Origin of the sequence: Mycobacterium sp. (genome assembly GCF_002863225.1) — a bacterium.
Lineage (GTDB): Bacteria > Actinomycetota > Actinomycetes > Mycobacteriales > Mycobacteriaceae > Mycobacterium.
The window spans coordinates 20851-43305 of sequence record NZ_PKEK01000066.1 but is presented as its reverse complement, the minus strand read 5'-3'; the positions used below and the strand labels follow the sequence as shown (position 1 = coordinate 43305).

The 22455-nt window shown below is 65.1% G+C and carries 22 protein-coding genes; 5 read left to right on the top strand and 17 right to left on the bottom strand.

Translation table 11 applies throughout. From position 1 onward, the window contains the following. Window positions 1-5: 5 nt before the first annotated feature. From CYU59_RS20900 to CYU59_RS20885, 4 genes are all read right to left on the bottom strand, one after another. Entirely contained in the window at window positions 6-410 is a 405-nt protein-coding gene (locus tag CYU59_RS20900) for an SCP2 sterol-binding domain-containing protein (protein ID WP_293002261.1), read from the bottom strand. 195 nt (window positions 411-605) lie between these two features. Beyond that, a complete protein-coding gene (locus CYU59_RS20895) occupies window positions 606-2249 on the bottom strand; it encodes an FAD-dependent oxidoreductase (protein ID WP_293002259.1) in 1644 nt (547 codons plus the stop codon). 111 nt (window positions 2250-2360) lie between these two features. Then, window positions 2361-2813 (bottom strand): MaoC family dehydratase, encoded by a 453-nt coding sequence (locus CYU59_RS20890; RefSeq protein WP_293002257.1) that lies wholly within the window; start codon window positions 2811-2813, stop codon window positions 2361-2363. 47 nt (window positions 2814-2860) lie between these two features. Further along, window positions 2861-3721, bottom strand: coding sequence for an SDR family NAD(P)-dependent oxidoreductase (locus CYU59_RS20885; protein ID WP_293002255.1), 861 nt, complete (start codon window positions 3719-3721; stop codon window positions 2861-2863). 216 nt (window positions 3722-3937) lie between these two features. Here CYU59_RS20885 and CYU59_RS20880 point away from each other — a divergent pair, with 216 nt between their 5' ends. From CYU59_RS20880 to CYU59_RS20865, 4 genes are all read left to right on the top strand, one after another. Continuing rightward, window positions 3938-4615 (top strand): TetR/AcrR family transcriptional regulator, encoded by a 678-nt coding sequence (locus CYU59_RS20880; RefSeq protein WP_293002253.1) that lies wholly within the window; start codon window positions 3938-3940, stop codon window positions 4613-4615. 255 nt (window positions 4616-4870) lie between these two features. Further along, on the top strand, window positions 4871-6022 hold the full coding sequence (locus CYU59_RS20875; RefSeq protein WP_293002251.1) for an acetyl-CoA C-acetyltransferase: 1152 nt from the start codon (window positions 4871-4873) through the stop codon (window positions 6020-6022). A gap of 2 nt (window positions 6023-6024) precedes the next feature. Then, the gene (locus CYU59_RS20870) at window positions 6025-7179 is read left to right on the top strand and encodes an acyl-CoA dehydrogenase family protein (protein ID WP_293002249.1); all 1155 of its coding nucleotides are present in this window, start codon (window positions 6025-6027) and stop codon (window positions 7177-7179) included. 43 nt (window positions 7180-7222) lie between these two features. Beyond that, on the top strand, window positions 7223-8203 hold the full coding sequence (locus tag CYU59_RS20865; protein ID WP_293002365.1) for a MaoC family dehydratase: 981 nt from the start codon (window positions 7223-7225) through the stop codon (window positions 8201-8203). 33 nt (window positions 8204-8236) lie between these two features. Here the strand turns inward: CYU59_RS20865 and CYU59_RS20860 are convergent, their stop codons facing one another. Next, window positions 8237-9094, bottom strand: a complete 858-nt coding sequence (locus tag CYU59_RS20860) for a helix-turn-helix domain-containing protein (protein ID WP_293002247.1) — start codon at window positions 9092-9094, stop codon at window positions 8237-8239. A gap of 184 nt (window positions 9095-9278) precedes the next feature. Between CYU59_RS20860 and CYU59_RS20855 the strand changes: the two genes are divergently transcribed. Beyond that, window positions 9279-10535, top strand: a complete 1257-nt coding sequence (locus CYU59_RS20855; protein WP_293002245.1) for a cytochrome P450 — start codon at window positions 9279-9281, stop codon at window positions 10533-10535. Window positions 10536-10593: 58 nt separating this feature from the next. Here the strand turns inward: CYU59_RS20855 and CYU59_RS20850 are convergent, their stop codons facing one another. The 12 genes from CYU59_RS20850 to fabG all read right to left on the bottom strand — a co-directional run bounded on the left by CYU59_RS20850 (window position 10594) and on the right by fabG (window position 22441). Beyond that, window positions 10594-11898: an acetyl-CoA hydrolase/transferase C-terminal domain-containing protein gene (locus CYU59_RS20850; protein ID WP_293002243.1), complete on the bottom strand. Its 1305-nt coding sequence runs from the start codon at window positions 11896-11898 to the stop codon at window positions 10594-10596. 7 nt (window positions 11899-11905) lie between these two features. Beyond that, on the bottom strand, window positions 11906-13102 hold the full coding sequence (locus tag CYU59_RS20845) for an acetyl-CoA acetyltransferase (protein ID WP_293002241.1): 1197 nt from the start codon (window positions 13100-13102) through the stop codon (window positions 11906-11908). Further along, complete coding sequence (locus CYU59_RS20840) at window positions 13092-14450, bottom strand: OB-fold domain-containing protein (protein WP_293002239.1); 1359 nt, start codon at window positions 14448-14450, stop codon at window positions 13092-13094. Before CYU59_RS20840 ends, CYU59_RS20845 begins: the two co-directional genes overlap by 11 nt. Continuing rightward, window positions 14447-15658 carry an acetyl-CoA C-acetyltransferase gene (locus CYU59_RS20835; protein WP_293002237.1) on the bottom strand — a complete coding sequence of 404 codons (1212 nt, stop codon included), beginning with the start codon at window positions 15656-15658 and terminating at the stop codon, window positions 14447-14449. Before CYU59_RS20835 ends, CYU59_RS20840 begins: the two co-directional genes overlap by 4 nt. Next, on the bottom strand, window positions 15655-15855 hold the full coding sequence (locus CYU59_RS20830) for a hypothetical protein (protein WP_363115107.1): 201 nt from the start codon (window positions 15853-15855) through the stop codon (window positions 15655-15657). The genes CYU59_RS20835 and CYU59_RS20830 overlap by 4 nt, the downstream gene beginning before the upstream one ends. A gap of 61 nt (window positions 15856-15916) precedes the next feature. Continuing rightward, window positions 15917-16453, bottom strand: coding sequence for an aromatic-ring-hydroxylating dioxygenase subunit beta (locus CYU59_RS20825; RefSeq protein WP_293002233.1), 537 nt, complete (start codon window positions 16451-16453; stop codon window positions 15917-15919). Then, window positions 16450-17715 (bottom strand): aromatic ring-hydroxylating dioxygenase subunit alpha, encoded by a 1266-nt coding sequence (locus CYU59_RS20820; RefSeq protein WP_293002231.1) that lies wholly within the window; start codon window positions 17713-17715, stop codon window positions 16450-16452. Before CYU59_RS20820 ends, CYU59_RS20825 begins: the two co-directional genes overlap by 4 nt. Before the next feature lie 2 nt (window positions 17716-17717). Beyond that, on the bottom strand, window positions 17718-19355 hold the full coding sequence (locus tag CYU59_RS20815; protein ID WP_293002229.1) for a class I adenylate-forming enzyme family protein: 1638 nt from the start codon (window positions 19353-19355) through the stop codon (window positions 17718-17720). Continuing rightward, window positions 19352-20149: an enoyl-CoA hydratase-related protein gene (locus CYU59_RS20810; RefSeq protein ID WP_293002227.1), complete on the bottom strand. Its 798-nt coding sequence runs from the start codon at window positions 20147-20149 to the stop codon at window positions 19352-19354. Before CYU59_RS20810 ends, CYU59_RS20815 begins: the two co-directional genes overlap by 4 nt. Then, window positions 20146-20949 carry an enoyl-CoA hydratase-related protein gene (locus CYU59_RS20805; RefSeq protein ID WP_293002225.1) on the bottom strand — a complete coding sequence of 268 codons (804 nt, stop codon included), beginning with the start codon at window positions 20947-20949 and terminating at the stop codon, window positions 20146-20148. Before CYU59_RS20805 ends, CYU59_RS20810 begins: the two co-directional genes overlap by 4 nt. Next, the gene (locus tag CYU59_RS20800; protein WP_293002223.1) at window positions 20946-21710 is read right to left on the bottom strand and encodes an enoyl-CoA hydratase/isomerase family protein; all 765 of its coding nucleotides are present in this window, start codon (window positions 21708-21710) and stop codon (window positions 20946-20948) included. The genes CYU59_RS20805 and CYU59_RS20800 overlap by 4 nt, the downstream gene beginning before the upstream one ends. After that, entirely contained in the window at window positions 21707-22441 is a 735-nt protein-coding gene (gene fabG / locus CYU59_RS20795) for a 3-oxoacyl-ACP reductase FabG (RefSeq protein WP_293002221.1), read from the bottom strand. The genes CYU59_RS20800 and fabG overlap by 4 nt, the downstream gene beginning before the upstream one ends. Window positions 22442-22455 lie beyond the last annotated feature (14 nt).

Below are 22455 nucleotides of genomic sequence, written 5' to 3'. Positions count from 1 at the left end.
GCCGGCTAAACGATCAGATCGTCGCGGCCGTCTTGCTTCAGCCGTTCGATGTAGCTCGGGTAGAGCTTTTTGCCCAATGGGGCCAGTTTCAACAGGCTGGCCACATTGCCGTCAACCTTGACCTTCTTCTTGGCCATCGCCAGCGGCAGGTTCACTTTGCCCTGCCAGTAGGCGTTGCCGGTATCAGCGGTCATGGACATCGTCGCCGACGGCGGCGGGCCGTCCTCGCCACCGGATCGAACCGACTTGTTGGGCATGTCGATGACGACCACGGCCTCGGGGTCAGTGAAATCGAACGCGACCACCAAGCCCGTCGCCTCGAGTTTGGGCCCGATCTCCGGATCGTCGAATGCCGTCAGGAAGATGCCGCCGATGTAGCGGGTGACCTCGGCCGAATCTTGGAACCCCATCGTTCTCCTTAATCTAGATTCAATTAAAAGTGTACAACAATCCGCGCCCGGATATGGGCCGGGTCACATCTGTCGGTTGGATGCACTTACGGCGCGGATCAACTTCTCCTCGGTCGCGATTTAAAGCTCACCCGAGGTCAGGCGGCGGCGCGGGACGCGTACTGATAAACACCCGGGGCGGTATGCCTGACACGCTCAGCCCCGGGCCGCCGCGATCATGTCGTCGACCTTGGTGAACTTCACCCGCGGACGTGACTCCTGGGTACCGCGTTCGCGTTCTGCGGCGTCGATGGCCTGCCAGTCCTGCCAGCTCACGGGGCTGGCACCACTTGACTTCAAAAGTTCTTCGAGGGCGTCGCGGTCTCGGATACTGCGAGATAGCCGTCCCTCGTCGAAGTCGTCCCACAATTTGCCCACCGTTTCTTGGGCGCATATCCGATTGGTGCCGATCACGCCGTGGGGTCCTCGCTTGACCCAACCCGTGACGTAGACGCCGGGGATCGGATCGCCCTCGTCGTCGACCACCCGGCCCCGGTCGTTGAGCGCAACGCCGCGTACGGAGTCGAATGCCACGCCGTCGATCGGGACGCCGGTGTAGCCGATGGACCGAAGGATCAGAGACGTCTCGATCAACTCGGTCTTGCCGGCCCGATCGCCGAGTACCAACGCGCCGGTGCTGTCCAGGTGGTTGTGCATGACACGTAAGCCGGTGACGCGGCCGTCCTCACCAACCACCTCGACCGGCGAGGTCAGGAACCGGAACACGATCCTCTTACGACCGGGCCTGCGTTCTGCCGCGGCGTATTCGCGCGCGACCTTCAGTTTCAAAGCGGTCTCGGCCCCATCCTCGGAGGTGGCCTCCAATTCTTCAGAGTCGACGATCACATCGACCTCGGGCAGGTGAGCAAGCGCTAGGAACTCCCCCGCGGAGAAGGCGGCGTCCCGCGGTCCTCGCCGCCCGAGGATGACGACCTCCTGAATAGCGCTGTCCCGCAACGCCACCAAGGCGTGTTCGGCGATGTCGGTGGCCGCCAGCTGCTCGTCGGTCATCAGCAACACTCGAGCGACGTCGAGAGCGACGTTGCCGTTTCCCACGACGACCGCACGTTCTGTCGACAGGTCGAAGGAGTCGCCTGCCTGATCGGGGTGGCCGTTGTACCAGCCGACGAAGTCGGCGGCCGCGTAGTTGCCGGGCAACTCTTCGCCCGGTATTCCCAGATCGCGGCTGGTGGAGGCGCCGACCGCGTAGATCACGGCGTGATGATGGGCGAGTAGATCGTCGTGGGTTAGACGGTTGCCGACCTCGACGTTGAAATGTGCGCCGAGACGGGGGCTGCTGAAGACCGGCGCAAATATCTCGACGATGGACTTGGTGAGCTGATGATCGGGCGCGACGCCCGCGCGGATGAGACCAAATGGCGTAGGGAGCCGCTCGAAGAGGTCGACCTCGACTCCGTCGATCCGGATCAGCTCTGCGGCCGCGTAGCACGCGGCGGGACCCGATCCGACGATCGCCACCCGCAACGTTCCTGGTGCGATCGGCCGGTGGTCGCTGTGGGAGGACCGGAGGTCGGGCTCGAGTGGATGGCGTTCGAAGTACGAAGCGTTCAGATCGCGGAAACGCTCGAGGGAAACCGGCAGCTCATCTTCGAGATAGATGGCGTCCACCGGGCACACATCCACGCACGCGCCGCAATCGATACAAGCCTCTGGGTCGATGTAGAGCATCTCGGTGTCGGTGAACTCCCCCGGGCCACCCGCCGGACGAATGCAGTCGACCGGACATACCGGCACGCAACTGGCGTCCTTGCAGCAATTCTGGGTGATGACGTAGGCCATTGCTGTCCCTCCGCTGACTACGCTGCGAGAACAGCGTGTGGTTCTTTGATGGCGTGTGCGGCCGCGCTGCCGAATTTGCGGTCGCACCGCGCGCTCATCAGGAGCCAGCCCTCATCCGAGGTAACGGACGATGGACTCGATCACCGCGGCCGGCTTCGCCGATCCCGCGAGTTCGATCGTGGTGACCAGACGTACCTGAACGCCACCGTCCACGGCGGACACCCCGAAGATGACGGCACTGGCCCGCAACCTCGACCCGACAGGTACCGGTGCGAGGAACCGGATCTTGTCGAAGCCGTAGTTGATCGCCATCGCGACGTGGTCGACTCGATACAGCTCGTGCATGAATCGAGGAAGCAGCGACAGCGTGAGTAGACCATGGGCGATGGTGCTTCCGTAGGGGCCGGTGGCAGCCCGCTGGGGGTCGACGTGGATCCATTGACGGTCGTCGGTGGCGTCGGCGAATGCGTCGATTCGATGTTGATCGACGTCGAGCCACGGCGTCGGACCAAGGGCGGTGCCTTCGCTGCCCGCCAGATCGTCCAGCCCTGCGAAGATCCGCATCGGAGCTTCTGTGGCAGCACCAACCCGACCCGGTGCCGAATGCCCGTTCACAGCGGATTCTTCGCAAGTTTGGCGCCGGCCAGGTCGGTGATTTCAGACCAGGCGGCCGCGACCTCTTCGAAGCTGGGCGGCGCGGCGAACGTGACACCGTCGTTGCCGAACAGGGCGACACGTTGCACCTGGCCGCCCCCGACGATGAACACCGAACCGGAGTCGGAGTTTTCCTCCGAAACCAGGTGCGCCACCACCGGTGGCACGAAGGCCGGATCGAGCTTGTCGAGTAATTCTTGGGGCGCTACATCCTGCGTCATCCGGGTGGCGGCGAGCGGGGCCACGGCGTTGGCGGTGATCCCGTATTTGGCACCCTCGACTGCCAGGGTGTTGACCAGACCGACTAGGCCCATTTTGGCCGCACCGTAGTTGGCCTGACCGAAGTTTCCGAACAAGCCGCTAGTCGAGGTCGCGACGACGACCCGGCCGAATCGCTGCTCGCGAAAGTGCGGCCATGCCGCGCGCGTCACGTTGAAGCCGCCATAGAGGTGCACCCTGATGACCGCGTCCCAGTCGCCGTCGGTCGACTTGTGAAACGCGCCGTCGCGAAGGATCCCCGCATTGTTCACCACGCCGTGGACGGCCCCGAAGTGCTCAATTGCCTTGGCGATCAAGGCTTGGGCGCCTTCGCTCGTTGCCACCGAGGAGTAATCGGCGACCGCCTCACCGCCTGCCGCGCGGATTTCTTCGACCACCGAATCGGCCATCGTCTGACCTTGGCCGGTGCCGTCGCGGGCTCCGCCGAGATCGTTGACGACAACCAAGGCGCCATGTGCGGCAAGGAACGTCGCGTAACCCCGTCCTAGCCCACCGCCGGCGCCGGTGACGATCACTACCTTGCCCTGCACCCCAGTCATCTCAAGCCGCCTCGAACGTTCGTTGGACTCACGCGTCCCTTGGAATTGAACTGAATCTAGATTAAAAGATGGAGTTGGGTCAAACGTGTGATTCCCGCAATTGGAGGCGAACCCGCACCGCTGCGCTTGTGCCGGCGATCCATCGTCTGTGCCCTCGCGAGGACGTCGTCAATGTCACATGCACGCTAAGCGGCCGAGAGATCATAGAATCAAGCGATGGCCAAGAAATCGAGCGTCCTGGATGACGGCACTGCTCCGGAGGCGACTGACTCGAAGTATGCGCGTACCCGTCGCCGCATCCTGGACGCCGCCGCCCATTTCTTGACCGTGAAGGGGTATGCGGGCACCCGGCTGTCCGATGTCGCCGATTACGCCGAGGTTCAGGCGCCGGCGATTTACTACTACTTCGCCTCCCGCGATGACCTGATCGAAGAGGTTATGTACTCGGGTATCGCCGACATGCGCGTGCATCTCGAAGATGTCCTGACCGCGCTTCCCGACACGACTTCACCGTTGGACAGAATCACTGCCGCGATGGAAGCGCACCTACGCCACGAGTTGGATTTGTCTGACTACACCAGCGCGTCGATCCGCAACGCGCGCCAGATACCCGAACCGCTGCGCGCGCGCCAGCAGCAAGAGGAATCCGCGTACGGACTGATCTGGCGCGGGCTATTGGAAGATGCGGTAGCCAGTGGCGAGATGCGCGCTGACCTTGACGTCCGGGCCGCGCAAATGCTGCTGCTCGGAGCGCTCAACTGGGCGGCCGAATGGTTCATCGCCGGACGTGACTCCCTTGACCTGCTCGTGGCGACCGCGCAGGCCCTAGTCCGCACCGGCATCGGCCCGACTAACGACGACGTCGTGGCACCACCGGCGCGCAAGCGCGCATAGGCGCGACGCCCAGTGGTCGGCACCTCGTACTGAGTGCGGCGGTGAGACTTGTTGTCTTGCCGTGCACCACGCCCGGTCGCACAACGAAGCTGACAACGGCACAAGTGCGCCGCGGTCGCTCACGTCCCATAGGCAATGAACGCGCAACGGTAGACGTCCCGCGCTTCTCGGCGCGATCGTGAGCTATCGAATCAACCTCGCACTACGCAGGAACGCAGGGTCTCGGCGGTTTTGATTCTATGTTAAATTAAGGGCATGGCTGAGGCTTACATCGTTGACGCTGCCCGGACCGCAGTTGGCAAGCGTGGCGGCGGATTCGCTGCCGAACACCCCGCGGACATGGCCGCCCACGTGATCAACGCCGTCGTGCGTCGGCACGAATTCGACCCTGCCGCAATCGATGACGTCATCCTGGGATGTCTGGACAACATTGGATCCCAGGCCGGCGACATCGCGCGTACCGCGGCGCTGGCCGCGGGTCTGCCGGAATCGGTTCCCGGGGTGACCATCGACCGGCAGTGCGGATCGGCCCAGCAAGCCGTTCACTTTGCGGCGCAGGCCGTGATGAGCGGCACCGCCGATCTCATCGTGGCCGGCGGTGTACAGAAAATGAGTCAGTACCCGATCCTGAGTGCGTTCGGCGCTGGCGAGCCTTTCGGGTCGGTCGATCCATGGACCGGTTGCCGCGGTTGGGCGGAACGCTATGGAACGCAGGAGATTTCGCAGTTCCGCGGCGCAGAGATGATCGCGCAGCAGTGGAACCTGAGCCGCGAGGACAACGAACGCTTCGCTCTCGAAAGTCATCAGCGCGCTGTAACCGCGATCGCCGCGGGACGCTTCTCTTCCGAAATCACCCCCTACGCCGGAGTCAGCATCGACGAAGGGCCGCGCGCTAACACTTCACTGGAAAAGATGGCGACGCTGCCGACCCTGATCGACGGAGGTGTCCTCACCGCCGCGGTAGCGAGTCAAATCTCTGACGCCGCCGCCGCTTTGCTGATCGCCTCACAGGACGCCGTCGATCGCTTCGGCCTCACACCGCGCGCGCGCATCCACCATCTGTCAGTTCGTGGGGGTGACCCGGTAATGATGTTGACCGCGCCGATCCCGGCGACCCAGCACGCGCTCAAGCGCAGCGGAATGTCAATCGAGGACATCGACGTCGTCGAGATCAATGAAGCCTTCGCGCCGGTCGTGCTGGCCTGGCTCGCTGAACTCGGCGCCGATCCGGCTCGGGTCAATCCCAACGGCGGCGCAATAGCTCTGGGACATCCGATCGGGTGCACCGGTGCGCGCCTGATGACTTCGCTGCTTCACGAGCTGGAACGCACTGGCGGGCGCTACGGCCTGCAAACCATGTGCGAGGGCGGGGGGCAGGCCAACGTCACCATCATCGAAAGGTTGTGACCATGAAACGCGACTTGTACGGTCCCGATCACGAGGCTTACCGCGAAACGGTGCGGGAATTTCTGGCCCGAGAAGTCGTTCCGCACCAAGACGATTGGGATCGCGACCACTTCATCGATCGAGCGGTTTTTGCGCGCGCCGCCAAGGCCGGCATCTACGCGCTGGAGATTGGTGAGCAGTACGGCGGCGCCGGCGAAAGCGATTACCGGTTCCGGATGGTTGTGTGCGAGGAAGTGTCGCGCATCAACGCACTGTCCTTCGGGCTGACCGTCAGCCTGCAAGATGACCTGGTTTTGCACTACCTGCTGGATCTCACCAGCGACGAGCAGAAGCAGCGCTGGCTTCCAGGCTTTGCTGCCGGTGACCTGATCGGCGCTCTGGCCATGACCGAACCCGGAGCCGGAAGCGACCTCAAAGCCATGAGGACCACGGCCCACCGCGACGGTGATGACTGGATCATCAACGGACAGAAGACATTTATCTCAAGCGGGATCATGGCCGATCTGGTGATCGTGGCTGCCCGGACCGACCCCGAGGGCGGCTCCAGCGGCTTCAGCTTGTTCATCGTCGAGCGTGATACTCCCGGATTTCAGCGTGGCCGGCAGCTGGAGAAGATCGGGCTGCCAGCTCAGGACACCGCGGAACTCTTCTTCGAAGACGCCCGGGTTCCTGCCGCCAATCTGCTCGGGGAGGAGGGCCGCGGGCTGCGCTATCTGATGAGCCATCTCCCCCGCGAACGGCTCGGGGTAACCGCCAAGGCGATGGCGACCACACGAGCGATCTTCGATCTGACTGCTCAGTACTGTCGCGACCGCAGCGCCTTCGGAGCGCCGCTAACCGCGCAGCAGCACATTCGCTTCGAACTCGCCGAGATGGACACCGAGATCGATGTCGCCCAAGCCTATGTCGACAAGAGCGTGGTGGATTTCAATGCCGGGTCGCTGAGCGACGTGGATGCGGCAAAAGGCAAATGGTTCGTCAGTGAACTCCAAAAGCGCGTCGTGGATCGATGCCTGCAATTGCACGGCGGATATGGCTACATGGCCGAATATCCTGTTGCCCGGGCTTTTGTCGACACTCGGGTGCAGACGATTTACGGCGGCACAACCGAGATCATGAAGGAGATCATCGGTCGCGACATCGCCGCGCGCACGTAGCGCGAGGATTCAGGTGCCGCCACAACCCACCGATCCGACGCCCGTGCCCGAGGGCCCCTTCTTCGACGAGCTGCACGTGGGCCGCGTCTTCGACACCGCTCCCGCCATGACGCTCAGCTCCGGGGTGGCGGCGACCCACCAGGCGATCCTGGGCGACCGTCTACGCCTGCCGCTGGATGCCCACCTCTCGAATGCGGTGCTCGGCGCCACTTCGGCACTGGCGCACCCGGGCCTTGTCTGCGACGTCGCCATCGGGCAATCCACCCTGGCCACCCGTCAGGTGAAGGCCAACCTGTTCTACCGGGGACTGGTGTTCCACCGTTTCCCCGTCATCGGTGACACCCTGTGCACGCGAACGGTGGTGGCAGGGCTACGGAAGAACAAGGCCAAATCCGGCCGCGCACCGACCGGAATGGCCGCGCTGAGAATGACCACCACCGATCAACTGGGTCGGCTCGTGCTGGATTTCCATCGCTGCGCAATGCTGCCGCTGAGCCCGGCCGCCGATCCCGAGTCACACGGCCCCTACGACGACCTGTCGCTTATCGGCGCGGGAACCAAACCCGTGGGCCCGGCCATCGAGAACTGGGACCGCGATGCATTCCACACGCGAGTTCCAGGCGCGCAATTCGATCCTGCGATCGCCGGCACCGTCTTCGCGAGCAGCGCCGACGTGGTGTCCAACGCTCCAGAACTGGCCCGCCTGACACTGAATATCGCTGCCGTACATCATGATTCGCGCATCAGTGGGAGGCGCCTAGTATATGGCGGCCACACCATTGGTTTAGCGCTGGCGCAGGCAAGCCGCCTATTGCCCAACCTCGTTACCGTGCTGGGCTGGGAGTCGTGCGATCACACCGGCCCGGTACACGAAGGAGACACCTTGTTCAGCGAGCTGCACGTGCAGGCGGCTGAGCCGCTGCCGAAGGGCGGCGGAATACTGCGGCTGCGCTCCATCGTCAGTGCGGGGGGCGAGCCCGACCGGCAGGTGCTGGACTGGCGGTTCTCCGCACTGCAGTTCTGAGTAACGCAGACCAGCTCCCTGTCGTAGCGTTCGCTATGTGTGACTAATGGCCGCTATGGTCGTTGCCATATCGGCCAGTGCCCGGAACGCGTTGGCGCTGCGCTCCCCGTCTCCCGGGCTTATCACCGCGATCAGATGGTCAGGATTCTCCGCGCTCGTGAGGATCTGCCAATCGAGCACCATGACGCCCACTCCGGGATGAATATAGGTGCTTCGGCTGCGGGGGCGTCGGGCGACTTCTTGTGTCCCCCAGAACTTTCCGAATCGGGGATCCTTGCGGGGCAGCTCGTCGAGCAGACTCAGAAATTCTTCGTCATGAGGGTGGCGCGTCACGCCCGTTCGCATGATCGCCGTGCACGCCCGAGCGATTTCATCCCAGTCGGTGAACCGACAACGCAGCCGTTCGTCTAAGTAGATCAGCCGCGCCAGGTTCCGCTCGTTATGCGGGATTTCGCCGAAGTCGACGAACAGTGCCGCCGCATGCCGGTTCCAAGCAAGGACGTGCATGAACGGATTCATGACCAGCGCCGGCAGAGTATCGAAATCGTCTAGCAGCCTGAGCACTCGTGCCGGAACCTCAACGGCGGTGGCCGATGTCGGCTTAGCCAGATGCCGGTGCGCGATCGCACGCAGGTATAGCTCCTCCTCCTCGTTCAACAGCAGCGCGTCGACCAACGCGGCGAGAACCGTCGCCGACGGGGTGGGGACCCTCGCCTGTTCGAGCCGGGTGTAGTAGTCGGTGCTGATGTTGGTCCGGCGGGCCACTTCATCGCGGCGCAAACCCGGTACCCGTCGACGGCGGCCGCCCCCCGCAAGCCCGACCGCCTCGGGTGCCAGCGCCGCGCGGCGCGCCCGTAGGAAGGCCCCCAGCTGCCGTGCGTCCTCGCTCATGGCCGTCAGTATTGCAACGTGTCGGGGGCGGCAAGGCAATGTTGCCCGTTGTTACTGCGCCCAATTTCGGAGTGAACGGGGTCACATTCTTCCCCGATAAATCTGGCTCTGCACTTGGCGTTCGGTCGGTGTTTGACTCGGCACGAGCGGGTCGCTCGGCCGGCATGACGCGAAAGAGAGTCTGATGTCCACCCAGGAACCCACGCCAACGTTGAGTCCCACTGAGGCGGCGTTGTGGGAGGCATTCACCGGATCCAACTGGGACCTGGCTGAGACGTTCGCGCTGCTGCGGGACAACGACCCGGTTCTTTACATGCCGGCGTTGAACATGTGGGCCGTCAGTCGGTACGACGATGTCGTCGTCGCTCTGCGTGACCATGAGCGATTCGGTCACCTGCCCGACGACATGATGGGCGCTGTTCCAGCCGATCTTGCCGAGGAACTGCCGGCCGGTTACGCGTTGAGCATTCCCACCCTCGTCAACACCGACCCGCCGACGCACAACCGTATTCGAAAGCTCGCTCAGAAGTCGTTGACGCCGAGGGCTGTCGCCCGCTTCGAGGCTCTGATTCGCCGTACCGCCAATGGGCTGATCGACGGGTTTGTCGCCGACGGACACGCGGACCTTGCTGAACAATTCGCCTTGCCGCTGCCGGTCACCGTGATGGCCAATATTCTCGGATTCCCCGACTCTGATCATGCACGGTTCAAGCGCTGGATTTTGGGCACGTTCGAACTCTTCGTGCCGACGCTGCCTGCGAAACGCCGCCACGAACTCGCACTGGGCCAGATCGAGCTCAATGACTACGTGCACGCCGCGATCGAGAAGCGGCGATCCGATCCCGACGACGACATCATCAGCGGCTTGATCCGCGCCGCCGAGGGCGAGGGCGAGCGGAGTCTGAGCGATTTGGAGATCCTCGGGATCATTACTCAACTCACCACGGGCGGATTCGAAACCACCCAGGGCACGATTGGCCTCGCGCTCGTCGCGCTGTGCGAACACCCTGAGGTGTTCGAGCAGGTGCGTGCGGACCCGCGGCTGTTGCCGGCGGTCATCGAGGAAACGATCCGGCGCTACAACCCTGCCCGGGGTGTTTTCCGAGTAGCCAAGAGTGACGTTGAGATCAGCGGTCGCCTCATCCCGAAGGATTCGCGGATTTTCGTACTCGTCGGCGCGGCGAACCTCGATCCAGAGATGTTCGCTGCACCAAGGGAATTCGATATCAAGCGCGACGTCCGCAACCACGTGGGATTCGGCACCGGTGTGCATTCCTGCCCCGGGATGGCGCTGGCACGACTGGATATCCGAATCGCGTTGGAGCTGCTGGTGGCACGGCTGCCCAACCTTCGACTCGTGCCGGATCAGCAGAGGCCACTGGCCCCGGGATTCATCTTCTGCACGCCGCAACACCTCGAGTTCGAATGGGATACGCAGTGATTGACTGATCAGGCCGCGCAGTTAGCACTTGGGCCAGGCACCCCCGCCGGCCGCGATTTCACCGGTCCGCCGCGCCGACCAGCGCGACGGACTGCTCGCGCAGGCGATCGCGGTGGTCGGGATGCGCGATGCCGATGAGCGCCTCGGTTCGTTCGGCGACGTCGCGGCCGCCGATGCGAGCTACCCCGTATTCGGTGACTACGACGTCGATCATGGAGCGCGGAATCGTGACCGTGGCCGCCGACGCCACGATGCGGGAAATGCCACGAGGGGTAGTCGACGGTAATGCGATGATCCCCATTCCGTCGATCGACCGCGCCGCGGCATCGGCAAAATCGAGGCTTCCGCCGATACCAGCGACCTGTCGCCCGCCGATCGCTTCGCTGTTGACCTGGCCTCCCAGGTCGACTTCGATCGCGGTGTTGAGCGAGACGAAACGGGGGCTGCGCCCGAGGCGCACGGGGTCATGGGCCACCGACGAGGGATAGACACCGACAGCGGGGTTGCGGTCTGCGAACTGCATCAGCTTGGCCGATCCCATCAATTCCGGCGACACGAATACCGGGCCACCACAGGAACGCGGGATCACGCCGAGATCGAACAGGTCCACCATGTCGTCGGTCACCAGGCCGGCGAAGCGCACTTGTCCCAGGTCGGCGGTCGCCAGCGCGCTGACCACCGCCTCGGGAATCGCGCCGATCCCGATCTGCAGTGTTGGATCCTGCGGCATCACGGCCAGTACATGTTCAGCGATGCGAGCGCTCACCTCCCCCGGCGGAGCCGACGTGTACACCGGTGTGGGGTCGGCAGAGTCGATCATCGCGTCGAACACCGTCTTGTGAACGGCCGTGTCGCCGAACGTTCGGGGCAGTTGGGGATCAACCTCCCCGATCCGGACCGACGCCAGTCTCAACGCATCTAAGGCGTAACTGGCCGAGGGCCCCACCGACACGTAACCATGCCGGTCCGGCGTGCTGATTCGAGCCAGCGCCACGTCGACACCGCGGCGCTGCAGGATCGCGGCCAGATGCGAGGCGCGGATCGGCGAATACTGCGCCGCCCCGGCGGCGACGAGGTCGCGCACCGGCGGCATGACATGCCAGGTCAGGTAGCGAAGATCCCCGCTTCGGACCTGCGGTACGAACGAGTACTCCCCCAACAGCAGCCCCGAACTCAGAGTCCACGCTCGCCCGGCCGCGTGCTTACTCAGCGCCCGCAGCAGGGTCGTCGGAGTTCCGCACCCCGCGGTCGCAACGATGTGCGCGCCGACGCCGGCATGTGCGATTGCTGCGCAAGCCTCTTTGGTCGGCACCGCACCGCTCATCGGACCGGCCCCGGCGCAGACCGCGCCGTGCCGTGCCACGCGATGCTCAGCGGACCGGCTCTCGACCGACCACCGACACGAACGAGATACAACCCCCCGGTCGGCCGCCCAGATTGTGGGTGAGCGCGGTGTGCGGATCGGCTAGCTGACGGCGCCCGGCTTGACCGCTGAACTGCAGCCACGCCTCGTAGAGCATCCGCAGCCCGCTGGCGCCGACGGGATGACCAAAGGACTTCAAACCGCCATCGGGGTTGATGGGCAGGCGTCCACAGGCATCAAAGTCCCCGGCCAGCACGTCTTTGACCGCTTGGCCTGAGTCGGCGAAACCCAGGTCTTCCATCAGCACGATCTCGGTCGGCGTGAAACAGTCGTGCACTTCGGCCAACGAGAAGGCCGTCCGCGGATCGTCGATGCCGGCCTGCTGATAGGCGTCGCGAGCCGAGCGAACGACCTCGGGAAACGTGGTGTAGTCGTAGGCGGAGTCCATCGACCCGCGGCCCGAACCCGCGATCAGTGACAGGGCCTGAACGTACATCGGGGTCTCGGTGTATTCGTGCGCGCGATCTGCGGACACGATGATGGCGCACGCCGCGCCATCAGAGACACCGGAACAGTCAAAGATGCCGAGCCGTCCGGCAACCTTTGGTGCGGCAGCGATCGTCTCCCTGGAGACCTCCGAACGGAACTGCGCCTTCGGGTTTCGTGCGCCGTTGGTGTGGTTCTTCCAAGCCACGTGCGTCATCGCATCACGCATCTCGTCCGCATGCACCCCGTGTTTGGCGACGTAGGCGGGATCGATCAGGGAGAACGCGGCTGGGGCGGTCAAGGACAGCTCGGGGGCTGTGCCATCGCTCGGTGGGTCTTGGCGCAATAGACCCGAGAAGCCGGAATCCTTCAGCTTCTCCACCCCTACAGCCATCGCCATGTCGTAGGCGCCGCTGGCCACCGCATAGCAGGCATTCCGGAAGGCCTCAGACCCACTGGCGCACATGTTCTCGACCCGCGTGACGGGCTTGTCTTCGGTGCCCAGCGGCCGGCTCAGCGTCAACCCCGACATCCCGGAGCTCAACGTTCCCAGCCAGTAGGCGTCGACCGCGTCGCGGTCCACTTTCGGTGCGGAGGCGAAACATTCGGTGACGGCTTCCAACAGCAGGTCGTCGGCCGACATGTCCCACCGCTCGCCGAAGTGCGAGCATCCCATCGCGATCACAGCGACACGTCCGGCGATCCCATTACTTGCCATGAGGCTCCCCGTTCAGTCGCACTTTCCAGAAGTAGTTGTGCACGCCGCCCGCGGTGAAGAGCCGCCGGAAGGCGAAACTGACCGTCTCACCGATCTGCAGCTGTGCGGGATCGGCGTCGGCCACCTCGCAGGTCAGTCGGCCGCCCCCATCGACGTCGACGACGGCCTGCAGCACCGGCGGCGACGGTGAGTACGCCAGATGATCCACGGTGTAGGTTGCGATCACACCCCGCAAGGCGGCTACCGGCACCGCGCTCATCGCATCAAGGCCACCACACCGCTTGCAGACCCGCACCGGCGGAAGGCACGTGAATCCGCAGGCGTCGCAACGTGATCCGCGTAAGGCGTATTTCCAATGTCCCCCTCGTGCCGTCGCCGGACCCGAGGGTCGATCCGGTTCCGGGCGGCGCGGCGGCTGCATCTCGACGAGGCCGCGCCACGACAGATAGGTGAGGTAGGGAATCGGCAAGCCGTCCTCGCGCTGTTGGCGCAGTGTCACCGGCTGCCGGGAATCGGCGAGTGCACCGGTGGTGCGCAACAACATCGCGTCGCACCCGTCGACCGCCGAGATCACCAGCACCGTCTCGTCGGGTTCTGCGATGTCGAGAACCCCGCAGAGGGTGATCGCGGCGTCGGCGGCTCCGGCGAACCCGATCGGCGACGTGGCTACCGACTTCTCGCCCTTGACCAAGGTGGCGGCCCGCTTGCCGACTGCGGTGTTGGGGCAGGTGAGTACGACGTGATCGACACTGGAAACGTCCGCGAGGTCCAGCACCCGTTCGACGGTTGCCCGGATCAGGCGGGCGTAGTGCTCGGCGCCGAAGCGCTCTTCCCACTGCTCTCCCGCACTGGTCATCGGTGAGCGCCACCGGTCGAGGAATTCCTCAGTCGATGATGACGTGGCCACGACCTGCGCGATACCAGGCCCATCGCCGAAGAGCAGAGCTGCGGCGCCGTCGCCACCGAACCGCTCATCGGCTGAGCCTGGTCGTCCCACCCGCACGTCGGCGGTCACGGCCAACCCGCCGGAGGCCGCGGCAACCTTCATCGCGGCAAACCCCGACCGCCCCGTGCCGCAGAAGTCGGTGGCAAAAGCGTCGGCGGGCAGCCCGAGCGCGGCATGGATGGCGGTCGCGTTGGTCTTGTCCGCATAGGCGGGGCTGCTGGTGGCGAAGTACACCGCACGCGGCGGGGCTGTGTCGGGCAGCCCCGCCGCTGCCTGCACGGCCATCGTGGTGCTGTCCTCGTCAAATGATGCCACCACCCTGTCGCCGCGACGCAGACCGATGTCCGCGCCCGACAGCCGGTAACGGGGCACATAGCTGGCGTATCCGAGCAATGCGGTCACGCCGAGACTCCACTGAAGATCGCCGCGAGGCCCTGACCGCCGCCGATACACATCGTTTCCAGCGCCCATCCGCCGCCGCGGCGGCGCAGTTCGTGCAGCATGGTGGTCAAGATGCGCACCCCGGTGGCGCCGATCGGATGTCCGAGAGAGATCCCAGAGCCGTTGACGTTGAGCCGATCCTCGACGTCCTCGAGTTTGATCCCCCACCCGGAGAGCACGGCCAGGACCTGAACGGCGAACGCTTCGTTGACCTCGATCAGGTCCAAGTCGTCGAATCCGTAACCTGTTCGGGCGAAGAGCTTTTCCACCGCGCCGACCGGCCCTATCCCCATCCGGGACGGCTCGCAACCCACCGCTGCCCAGCCTTCCAGGTAGCCGATGGGCTCAAGGCCCAGCGCCTCGAGCTTGTCTTCAGCGACGATCAAACACGCTGCGGCGGCGTCGTTTTGCTGGCTGGAGTTACCGGCGGTGACCGTTCCGTCGGCCACGACGGTGCGTAGGCCAGCCAGTGTCGCCGCGGTCGTGTCGGGTCGGATGCCCTCGTCGCGATCGAAAACTACTGGGGCGCCGCGGCGTTGCGGGACTTCGACGGCGAGGATCTCGTCGTCGAAGGCTCCGGAGGCCTGCGCCGCGGCGGCCCGGCGGTGACTGCGGACGGCGAAACTGTCGGCGGACTCGCGGTCGATCCCGTAGTCGGAGGCGAGGTTCTCGGCGGTCTCGATCATTCCGCTGATGGGGCCGAATCTCTTGGGCGGCTGCGATAATTCGCGCCCACGGTCGAGGCGGTCGTAGAGCATCTGGTTGCCTGACCGGGCTCCCCAACGCGCGGTGGTGGTGTAGTGCTCGATATTGCTCATCGATTCCACACCGCCGGCGAGCACCACATCGGCGGCGCCGGTCTGTACGGTCATCGCCGCGGTGATCACCGCCTGCAGCCCGCCCCCGCAGCGGCGATCGATCTGTAAGCCTGGGACGTTGACGGGCAGCCCGGCGTGCAGAGCGGCCCACCGTCCGATGCACGGCGCTTCGGAGTTGGAGTAGGACTGGGCGAAGACGACATCTTCGACGGACTCCGGGGCGATGCCACTGCGCGCGATCACCGCCTCGATCACCTTGGCGGCGAGATCTTCGGCCCGTAGCGGCCGTAAGGCCCCGCCGAACGCTCCGACGGCGGTGCGTAGCGGTGCGACCACCGCGGCGCGCCTCACGGGGCACCGTGCCAGCGGTCGGCTGAGGGGTCGAGCAGTTCGGTGAATCGCTCGGGTGGGACCCACACGATGGTTTCCAACTCCAGGGCATCGAGGTAACGCACCCGGCCCGTGCGCAGGTCTTCCAGCCGCAGTCGTGGCGAATTGCCCTGGGCGTCGATGTTGACCGACACCGTGGCGAACTCGCTGTCGATTATTGGCCCGACTCCCGGCACGTCGCGGGGCCCGGGGTCGCCGAATTCGATGCTCATCGTGTCCTCAGATCAAAAAGCCCAGGGTGGGGATGGGCCTGTCGTTGTCCACCAGCACCACCTTCTTGTATGCCAGCCGCAGAGCGTCGCCGTCGCGGCGCAGCCGGTAGGTGGTCCGCCCACCCCACAGGTGGTTGCCGCGGGCCCGTGACTCCAACACGAGGAAGTTGGCGCCCACCTCGAGGTCGGTCCCGCCTTCGGAGTTGGTTCTACCGCCGATGAATTCGATGTTGGTCAGCAGCCTGCGCAGATTCGAAGGAGGTGCCTGGGCGTACCGCTTGCCGGTGCGCACCTGCTTGAGGCGGGTCGATATCCGGCTGCGGTTGTCGTAGATGACGGACATCTCGCGGGTCGGGTCGGTGTCGGCACCGCCCGACGGAACCCAGTACAGGGCGTCGTCGGTCCACAGCGCCTCCCAGGCGTCGTAGTCGTTCTCGTCGGCGAAGCGCGCCTCGCGGTAGAGGAACTGCTCGACCGCGAACTGGTCGAAACCGTCGGGGATCGGGCCCAGCGCGGGCTTGGTGGAGGTCACTGTCGATGTCATGGTGTCTCCATCAGCGATTTGTAGTGGGTCCAGAAACCACGCATTCCCGTCTCGTCGGTCGCGGTGCCGATGGTGAACCCGTTGTCGTCGACGGTTTCTCGCTTCAGGCCCCGCCGGACGTCGAGCCATTCGGGTGTCAGCGCCTCGATGCCGAGCTGGTTGCGTTCATACATTTCGGTGTCGTCGGCCAGCAGCATGCCGGCCGGCCCAACCGAACCGACGCATTGCGACACCATCCGTTTGTTGAGTTCGTGTGCTCCGTCAAGTTGGACGGCGGTGGAGAACTGCAAGCACTCGTTGACCGCGACCGGCTGGATGTTGAACACCTGGATCTCGGCGATGAACAGGTTTGGGAAGACCATCACGTGCGGGGCACCCTCGATGAGGATCTGCTCGGCGTCCTGGCCGTGGCGCTGCCGCATCGCCGCCACGTAGTCGGGCACCCGCGACTCCGTGGTGCCGAACCAGCGCATTGGTTCGGCGAACTTGCGGAACTCCGGTCGCAGGTCGTTTTCGCTGTGGCCGTTGCCGAGATTGCGGGTCACCGCGGTCGACGCGTCGCTGTACAGCGGACCGATCGGACTGCCGGTGACCCCGAAGATGGAACCGTGCACGAACTGCGGGTGATAGCCGTCGGTCTCGTTTTCGGCGAGCAGTTTCCAATTGGCCCGTGTCTGGTGCTGCAGCCAGCCGGCATTGAGGGACACGGTGCCCTCCGGGGAGAGCCTCGCCAATCGGTCGAGTTCACCGGCGGCTGCGCCCAGATGCTCAACCAACGTCGGGCCGTCCTGGGCAAAACTTCCGAAGACGAACCCGTGGTAGGACTCCACCCGTGGTACCCGGCCCATAGCCAGTTCCAGCGTGCGCTGGCCGTAGCCCTTGTAGAACGGGAATCCGACCAGTTCGCCGGTGTTGCGGTACGTCCAGCCGTGGTAGGGGCAGCGGAAGGTGGCCGAGTTGCCCTTGGCGTCGTCGCAGACCTGGTTGCCGCGATGTGCGCAGCGGTTGAGCAGCAGATGCACTTCACCGTTGCGGTCGCGGGTCAAGATGACGTCCTGCAGCCCGAGACGCTTGCGCACGTAGTCGTTGGGCTGGGCGACCTCGCTTTCGTGTCCGACGAAAACCCAACTGCGGTACCAAATCTTGCGTAACTCCTCGGCGAAGATCCCCGGATCGGTGTACAGCGACCCGTGAACTTTGTCGGTCTTGATCAGGCCCTCGTAACGGCTGCCTGCGTCGCGCGGGTCTAGGAGTGAGGTCATGATCACGCGTCCTCTCGGTGGTGGATTTCGCGGACCCCGCAGTCCGCGATTAAGTCGGGCAGCGCGTGTTTGCGGACCTTGCCCGTGGGTGTTCGGGGAAGGTCGTCGGCGACGAACCAGCGCTGGGGGATCTTGTGTGGCATCAGGTGATCGCGGGCGTGGCCACTGAGCACGTCGACCAGGTTTTCAGACGGCGGGTTGTGCGACACGATCACCGCCGCGACGACCTCCCCGAGCCGATCATCAGGCAGCCCGAAGACACACGCCTCGGCCACAGCGTCGTGCCCGTGCAGACACTCCTCGATCTCGTAGGGCGCGATGTTCTCGCCGCCGCGGATGATCAATTCCTTAAGTCGCCCTGTCACCTTGAGGTATCCCCGTTCGTCCATCACGCCGAGGTCGCCGGTGTGCACAAACCCCTCAGCGTCGATGGCCGCCGCGGTCGCCGTGGGATCGTGGAGATACCCGATCATCTGTTGGTAGCCGCGCGCGCAGATCTCGCCCTCGTGCCCGACAGGGACTATTGACCCGGTCGCTGGATCGGTGATCTTGCAGTCCACGTTGGGCAATGGGCGGCCCACGGTGTGCATCCGATCATCGGGGGCGTCGTCGGGGCGCGTGGCGGTGAGTACCGGTGCCAACTCGGTTTGTCCGAACACGGTGATGACTTTGGCCCCGAAGACCGATTCGGTGGCATCGATGAGGTCGGGTGCGACCATGGCCGCACCCCCCAGGCAGGTCGTCAACGGCGGTGCTGGATCGGTGCGCTGTCGTTGGGTGGCCACCAGGGCCGCAAGAATGGTGGGCACGAAGAACACCACCGATGCGGATTCGCGGCGGATCAGGTCGAGAACGCCGGCGGGCTCGAACCGCGACACGAGGCACTGCGTCCCACCGATCCACAGCGGACCGAGGGTCGCGATCACGCAGCCGGCGGTGTGAAACATCGGGAGCGGATTGATGGTGATCGAGCCGTGGCTGATACCAGCGGCTTCCATTGTGAGTTTGGCGACGTTGATCAAGGAGCGGTGCCTAAGCAGTACGCCCTTGGGGGTTCCGGTGGTTCCCGAGGTGTACTGCAGCATCACGGGAAGGTTCGTGTCGGTGGGCGTGCGGTCCGGGGCCGCGGACTCGACTTCCTGGTCGCGCCAACGTGTCTCGGACAACCCGATGGACACCAGCCCATCGATCGCCGGAGCAACCTCGGACACGACTGCGGCCATGTCGTAGTCACGGCTGCGCTCCGCGTGGATGAGGACTTTGGCGCCGGAGTGCTGCAGGGCGTAGCGCAACTCGGTGGCGCGCAGCGCGGGGTTGAGTGCGACCAGGACCACCCCGGCGAGCGCCGCCCCGTACTGGATCATCGGCCATTCCACGAGGTTCGGAGCCCACAGCGCCACGTAGTCACCCGGATCGGTTAACCGCGTCAAGGCCGCGGCGACCTTCGCCGCCTCCTCGAAAAGTCGGCCGTAGGTCATCCTGACGTCGTTGTCAGCGTGGTCGTACCCGATCACTGCCGTGACGTCGCGGTGCGTGCGTGCCCGCTCGCGCAGGAGCGTCCCGACGGTGTATTCCACCAGTTCGGGGTCGGCCTCGGCACCGGCATAAGAGCGGTCCAAGCGTGCTTGAAGTGCACTCATCGGCGCACGGCCCCAAAGACCGGCTTCCGCTTCTCCCGGAACGCGGCGGCCCCCTCTTCGAAATCGTCGGTGTCGAACAACACGGCTTGGTGGGTCGCTTCCTGCTCCAACATTTCCAGCGGATGAAGTGTCGGCGCGGCGGCCAGCAGCGACTTGATCACGCCGTAGGCCTGCGCTGGGCCCTCCGCCAACCGCGCGGCGCTGCGCAGCGCGACGCTCAACGCAGCACCCGATTCGGTCAGCATGTCGATCAGACCCGCATCGAGCGCCTCATTCGCAGACATCGGCGACGGCATCAGCAGCATCTGGCGCGCACGCGCCATGCCGACGCGCGCCGGCAATGACACGTAGCAGCCCATGTCGCCCGCCAGTCCGACGCCGGTGAACGTGGTGGCGAACCGTGCGTCGCCGCCCGCGACGACTACATCGCAGGCGGCTGCCAGCGCCGTCCCGGCGCCGAACGCGGACCCTTCGACGGCGGCCACCACCGGCTTGCTGGTGGTCCAGATCGCCGCGATGACGCGTTGCGCCAAACGGGCCCGCTCGAGGGCGGGTCCCGCCGGAATCCGTTGCATGGTGCTGATGTCACCGCCGGAACAGAACGCCTTTCCCGCGCCAGTGAGCACGATCACCCGCACCGAGGCGTCCGCGTCGGCCGCCTCGATGGCTTCGGCCAGCGCGATCCGCAGTTCGATATCGATGGCGTTGCGCTTGTCCGGCCGGTTCAGCGTGATGATGCGGACCGCACCGCGGTTGCTGACCAGGACCGGGCCTGTGCTTGAGCTATCGGTCACTGTCCAGTGAACTTCGGCTCGCGGCGCTCGATGACGGCTTGTAAACCCTCGATCGCATCGGCCGTTCCGGACAGCTCAGAGACCGTGCGTGCCTCTTCAGCCAGACGTTGCTCCACCGAGGCGCCGACACCGCTCCACACCAGACGCTTGGTGGCCGACAGGGCTCGCGTCGGCAGTGCTGCAAGCGTCGTCGCGATCTGGTCGGCGCGAGCCCTCAATTCGTCGTCCGCGGCGACCTCAGTGATCAGGCCAATTGCCAACGCCTCCTCGGCCCCCAGGGTCGGGTTGGTCAGCAGGATACGCAGCGCCTGCCGAAGCCCCACCAGCTGCGCAAGAGTCACTGACGCTCCCCCGTCGGGCGCCATGCCCACCCGCACCGCTCCGGAGAAGAATTTCGCGGACTGGGCCGCCACGACGAGATCCGAGGCGCATACCAGGCCCAGACCACCTCCCCCGGCAGCAAAACCCTGCACCGCGGTCACCACGGGGACCCGGAGCTGTATGAGCGCGGCCGTGGCTAGCTGCAGCCACGCCGTGGCTTCGCGCAGGTAGTCCGGTAAGTCGACGCCCTTGGAGGCGAAAGTGTGGATGTCACCGCCGGCACAAAAATTGCGGCCAGCTCCCGTGAGCAGCACCACGCGCGCGTCGGGGCTCGCGTGGCACGCAAGGATCGCCCCGTGCAGCGCCTTGAGCAACTCGACGTTCATGCCGTTGGAAGCTTCTGGCCGGTTGAGCTGGAGCCGGGCGACGCCATCGTCACCGATTTCCAGGGCCACCGGTGCAGTGTCGACAGCTGTCATCGCTTGTCTCCTCCTCCTGGACCAACACCGTTGGTCTGCGGTAATTCGTTGATATGGGCCACCACTGCGGCCATCTCACGATCGAGACTGAGGGCGACGGTCGAGTCCAGACTGACGTTGACCAGACGTTTAATCGTGGTGACCGCGGCGCGCGGGCGCGCCGCCAGGTCTGAGGCGAACTGCCACACGCTGTCCTCGAATTCAGCCACGGGAAAACTGCGGTACGCCAGGCCGAGCCGCACAGCGTCTGCGCCCGATATCCGGTCGCCGCTCAGCAGCAGCGCCATGGCCTGCTGGCGTCCGACCAATTTGGGGAGCCGCTGCGTGCTGCCCCCGCCGGGGATCATCCCGAAGTTGATGTGGTTGTCGGCGATGCGGGCACCGTCGCTGACCAATACGATGTCGGCAGCCTGCATCAGCTCGAACCCGCCCGCCATCGCGACACCCTCCACGGCGGCAATGATCGGCACCTCGAGCGTGGCGATGGCTTCGCATGCCCTCCGGAACGCGACGAACAGTAAACGCAACGCCGGGCCGCCGGTGGATCGCAGGCGCTCGACTTCGGCGAAATCACCACCGGCGCAGAAATTCTGGCCGGCGCCGCGGATGACGATCGCGTTGACCGAGCCGTCCTCGCCGAGCTTGACGAGAGCATTTTCGAGGGCTGTGCCCAACTCCACGGTGATCGCGTTCATGCGCTCAGGACGGTTCAAGGTGATGAACCCGACGCCGTCCTTGGATTCGGTTAGCACGGTCGTCACATGTATCGCCCCCCGCCGACCTCGATCACAGAACCGGTCACGTAGCTGGAAAGGCTCGACCCGAGAAACACCACCGCCCCGGCCACCTCCGCAGCCTCCCCGGCGCGCTTCATCGGGACGGCGGCCTCGCGTTCGGCGAATACCTCTGGCGCCATCGCCGCCGTCATGGGAGTGCGAATCAGACCGGGTTGCACGGCGTTGACGCGGACGTTGTGGTGGGCCAATTCTTTGGCCGCGGCCTTGGTCAGCCCGATCACCCCGGCTTTGGCGGCGCTGTAGTTGGTCTGCCCCGGATTGCCCGATTTGCCGGATAACGATGAGATGTTGACGATGCTGCCGGACTTTTGCCCCCGCATCACCGACGATGCCTCCCGCACGCCCAGCCATGTTCCGCGCAGGTGCGCTGTGATGACGGCGTCGAAATCCTCTACGGTCATCTTCTTCAGCGACGCGTCGCGAGTAATCCCGGCGTTGTTGACAAAAATGTCCAGCCGGCCAAGATCGCGCACCGTGTCGGCAACGAGGGCACGCATCTGGTCTTCGTCGGTCACATCGCAGGCCACCCCCAACCCGTCGACCTCGCTGGCCGCCGCTTTAGCGGTATCGCCGTCGACATCAGCCAGGACGACCTTGGCGCCGTGCTGGCCTAGCACACGAGCGATCTCACGGCCGATGCCCTGCCCTGCACCGGTGACGACAGCCACCCGCTCGTCTAGCAGTGGCTCGGTCACACGCTTCGCCTCCA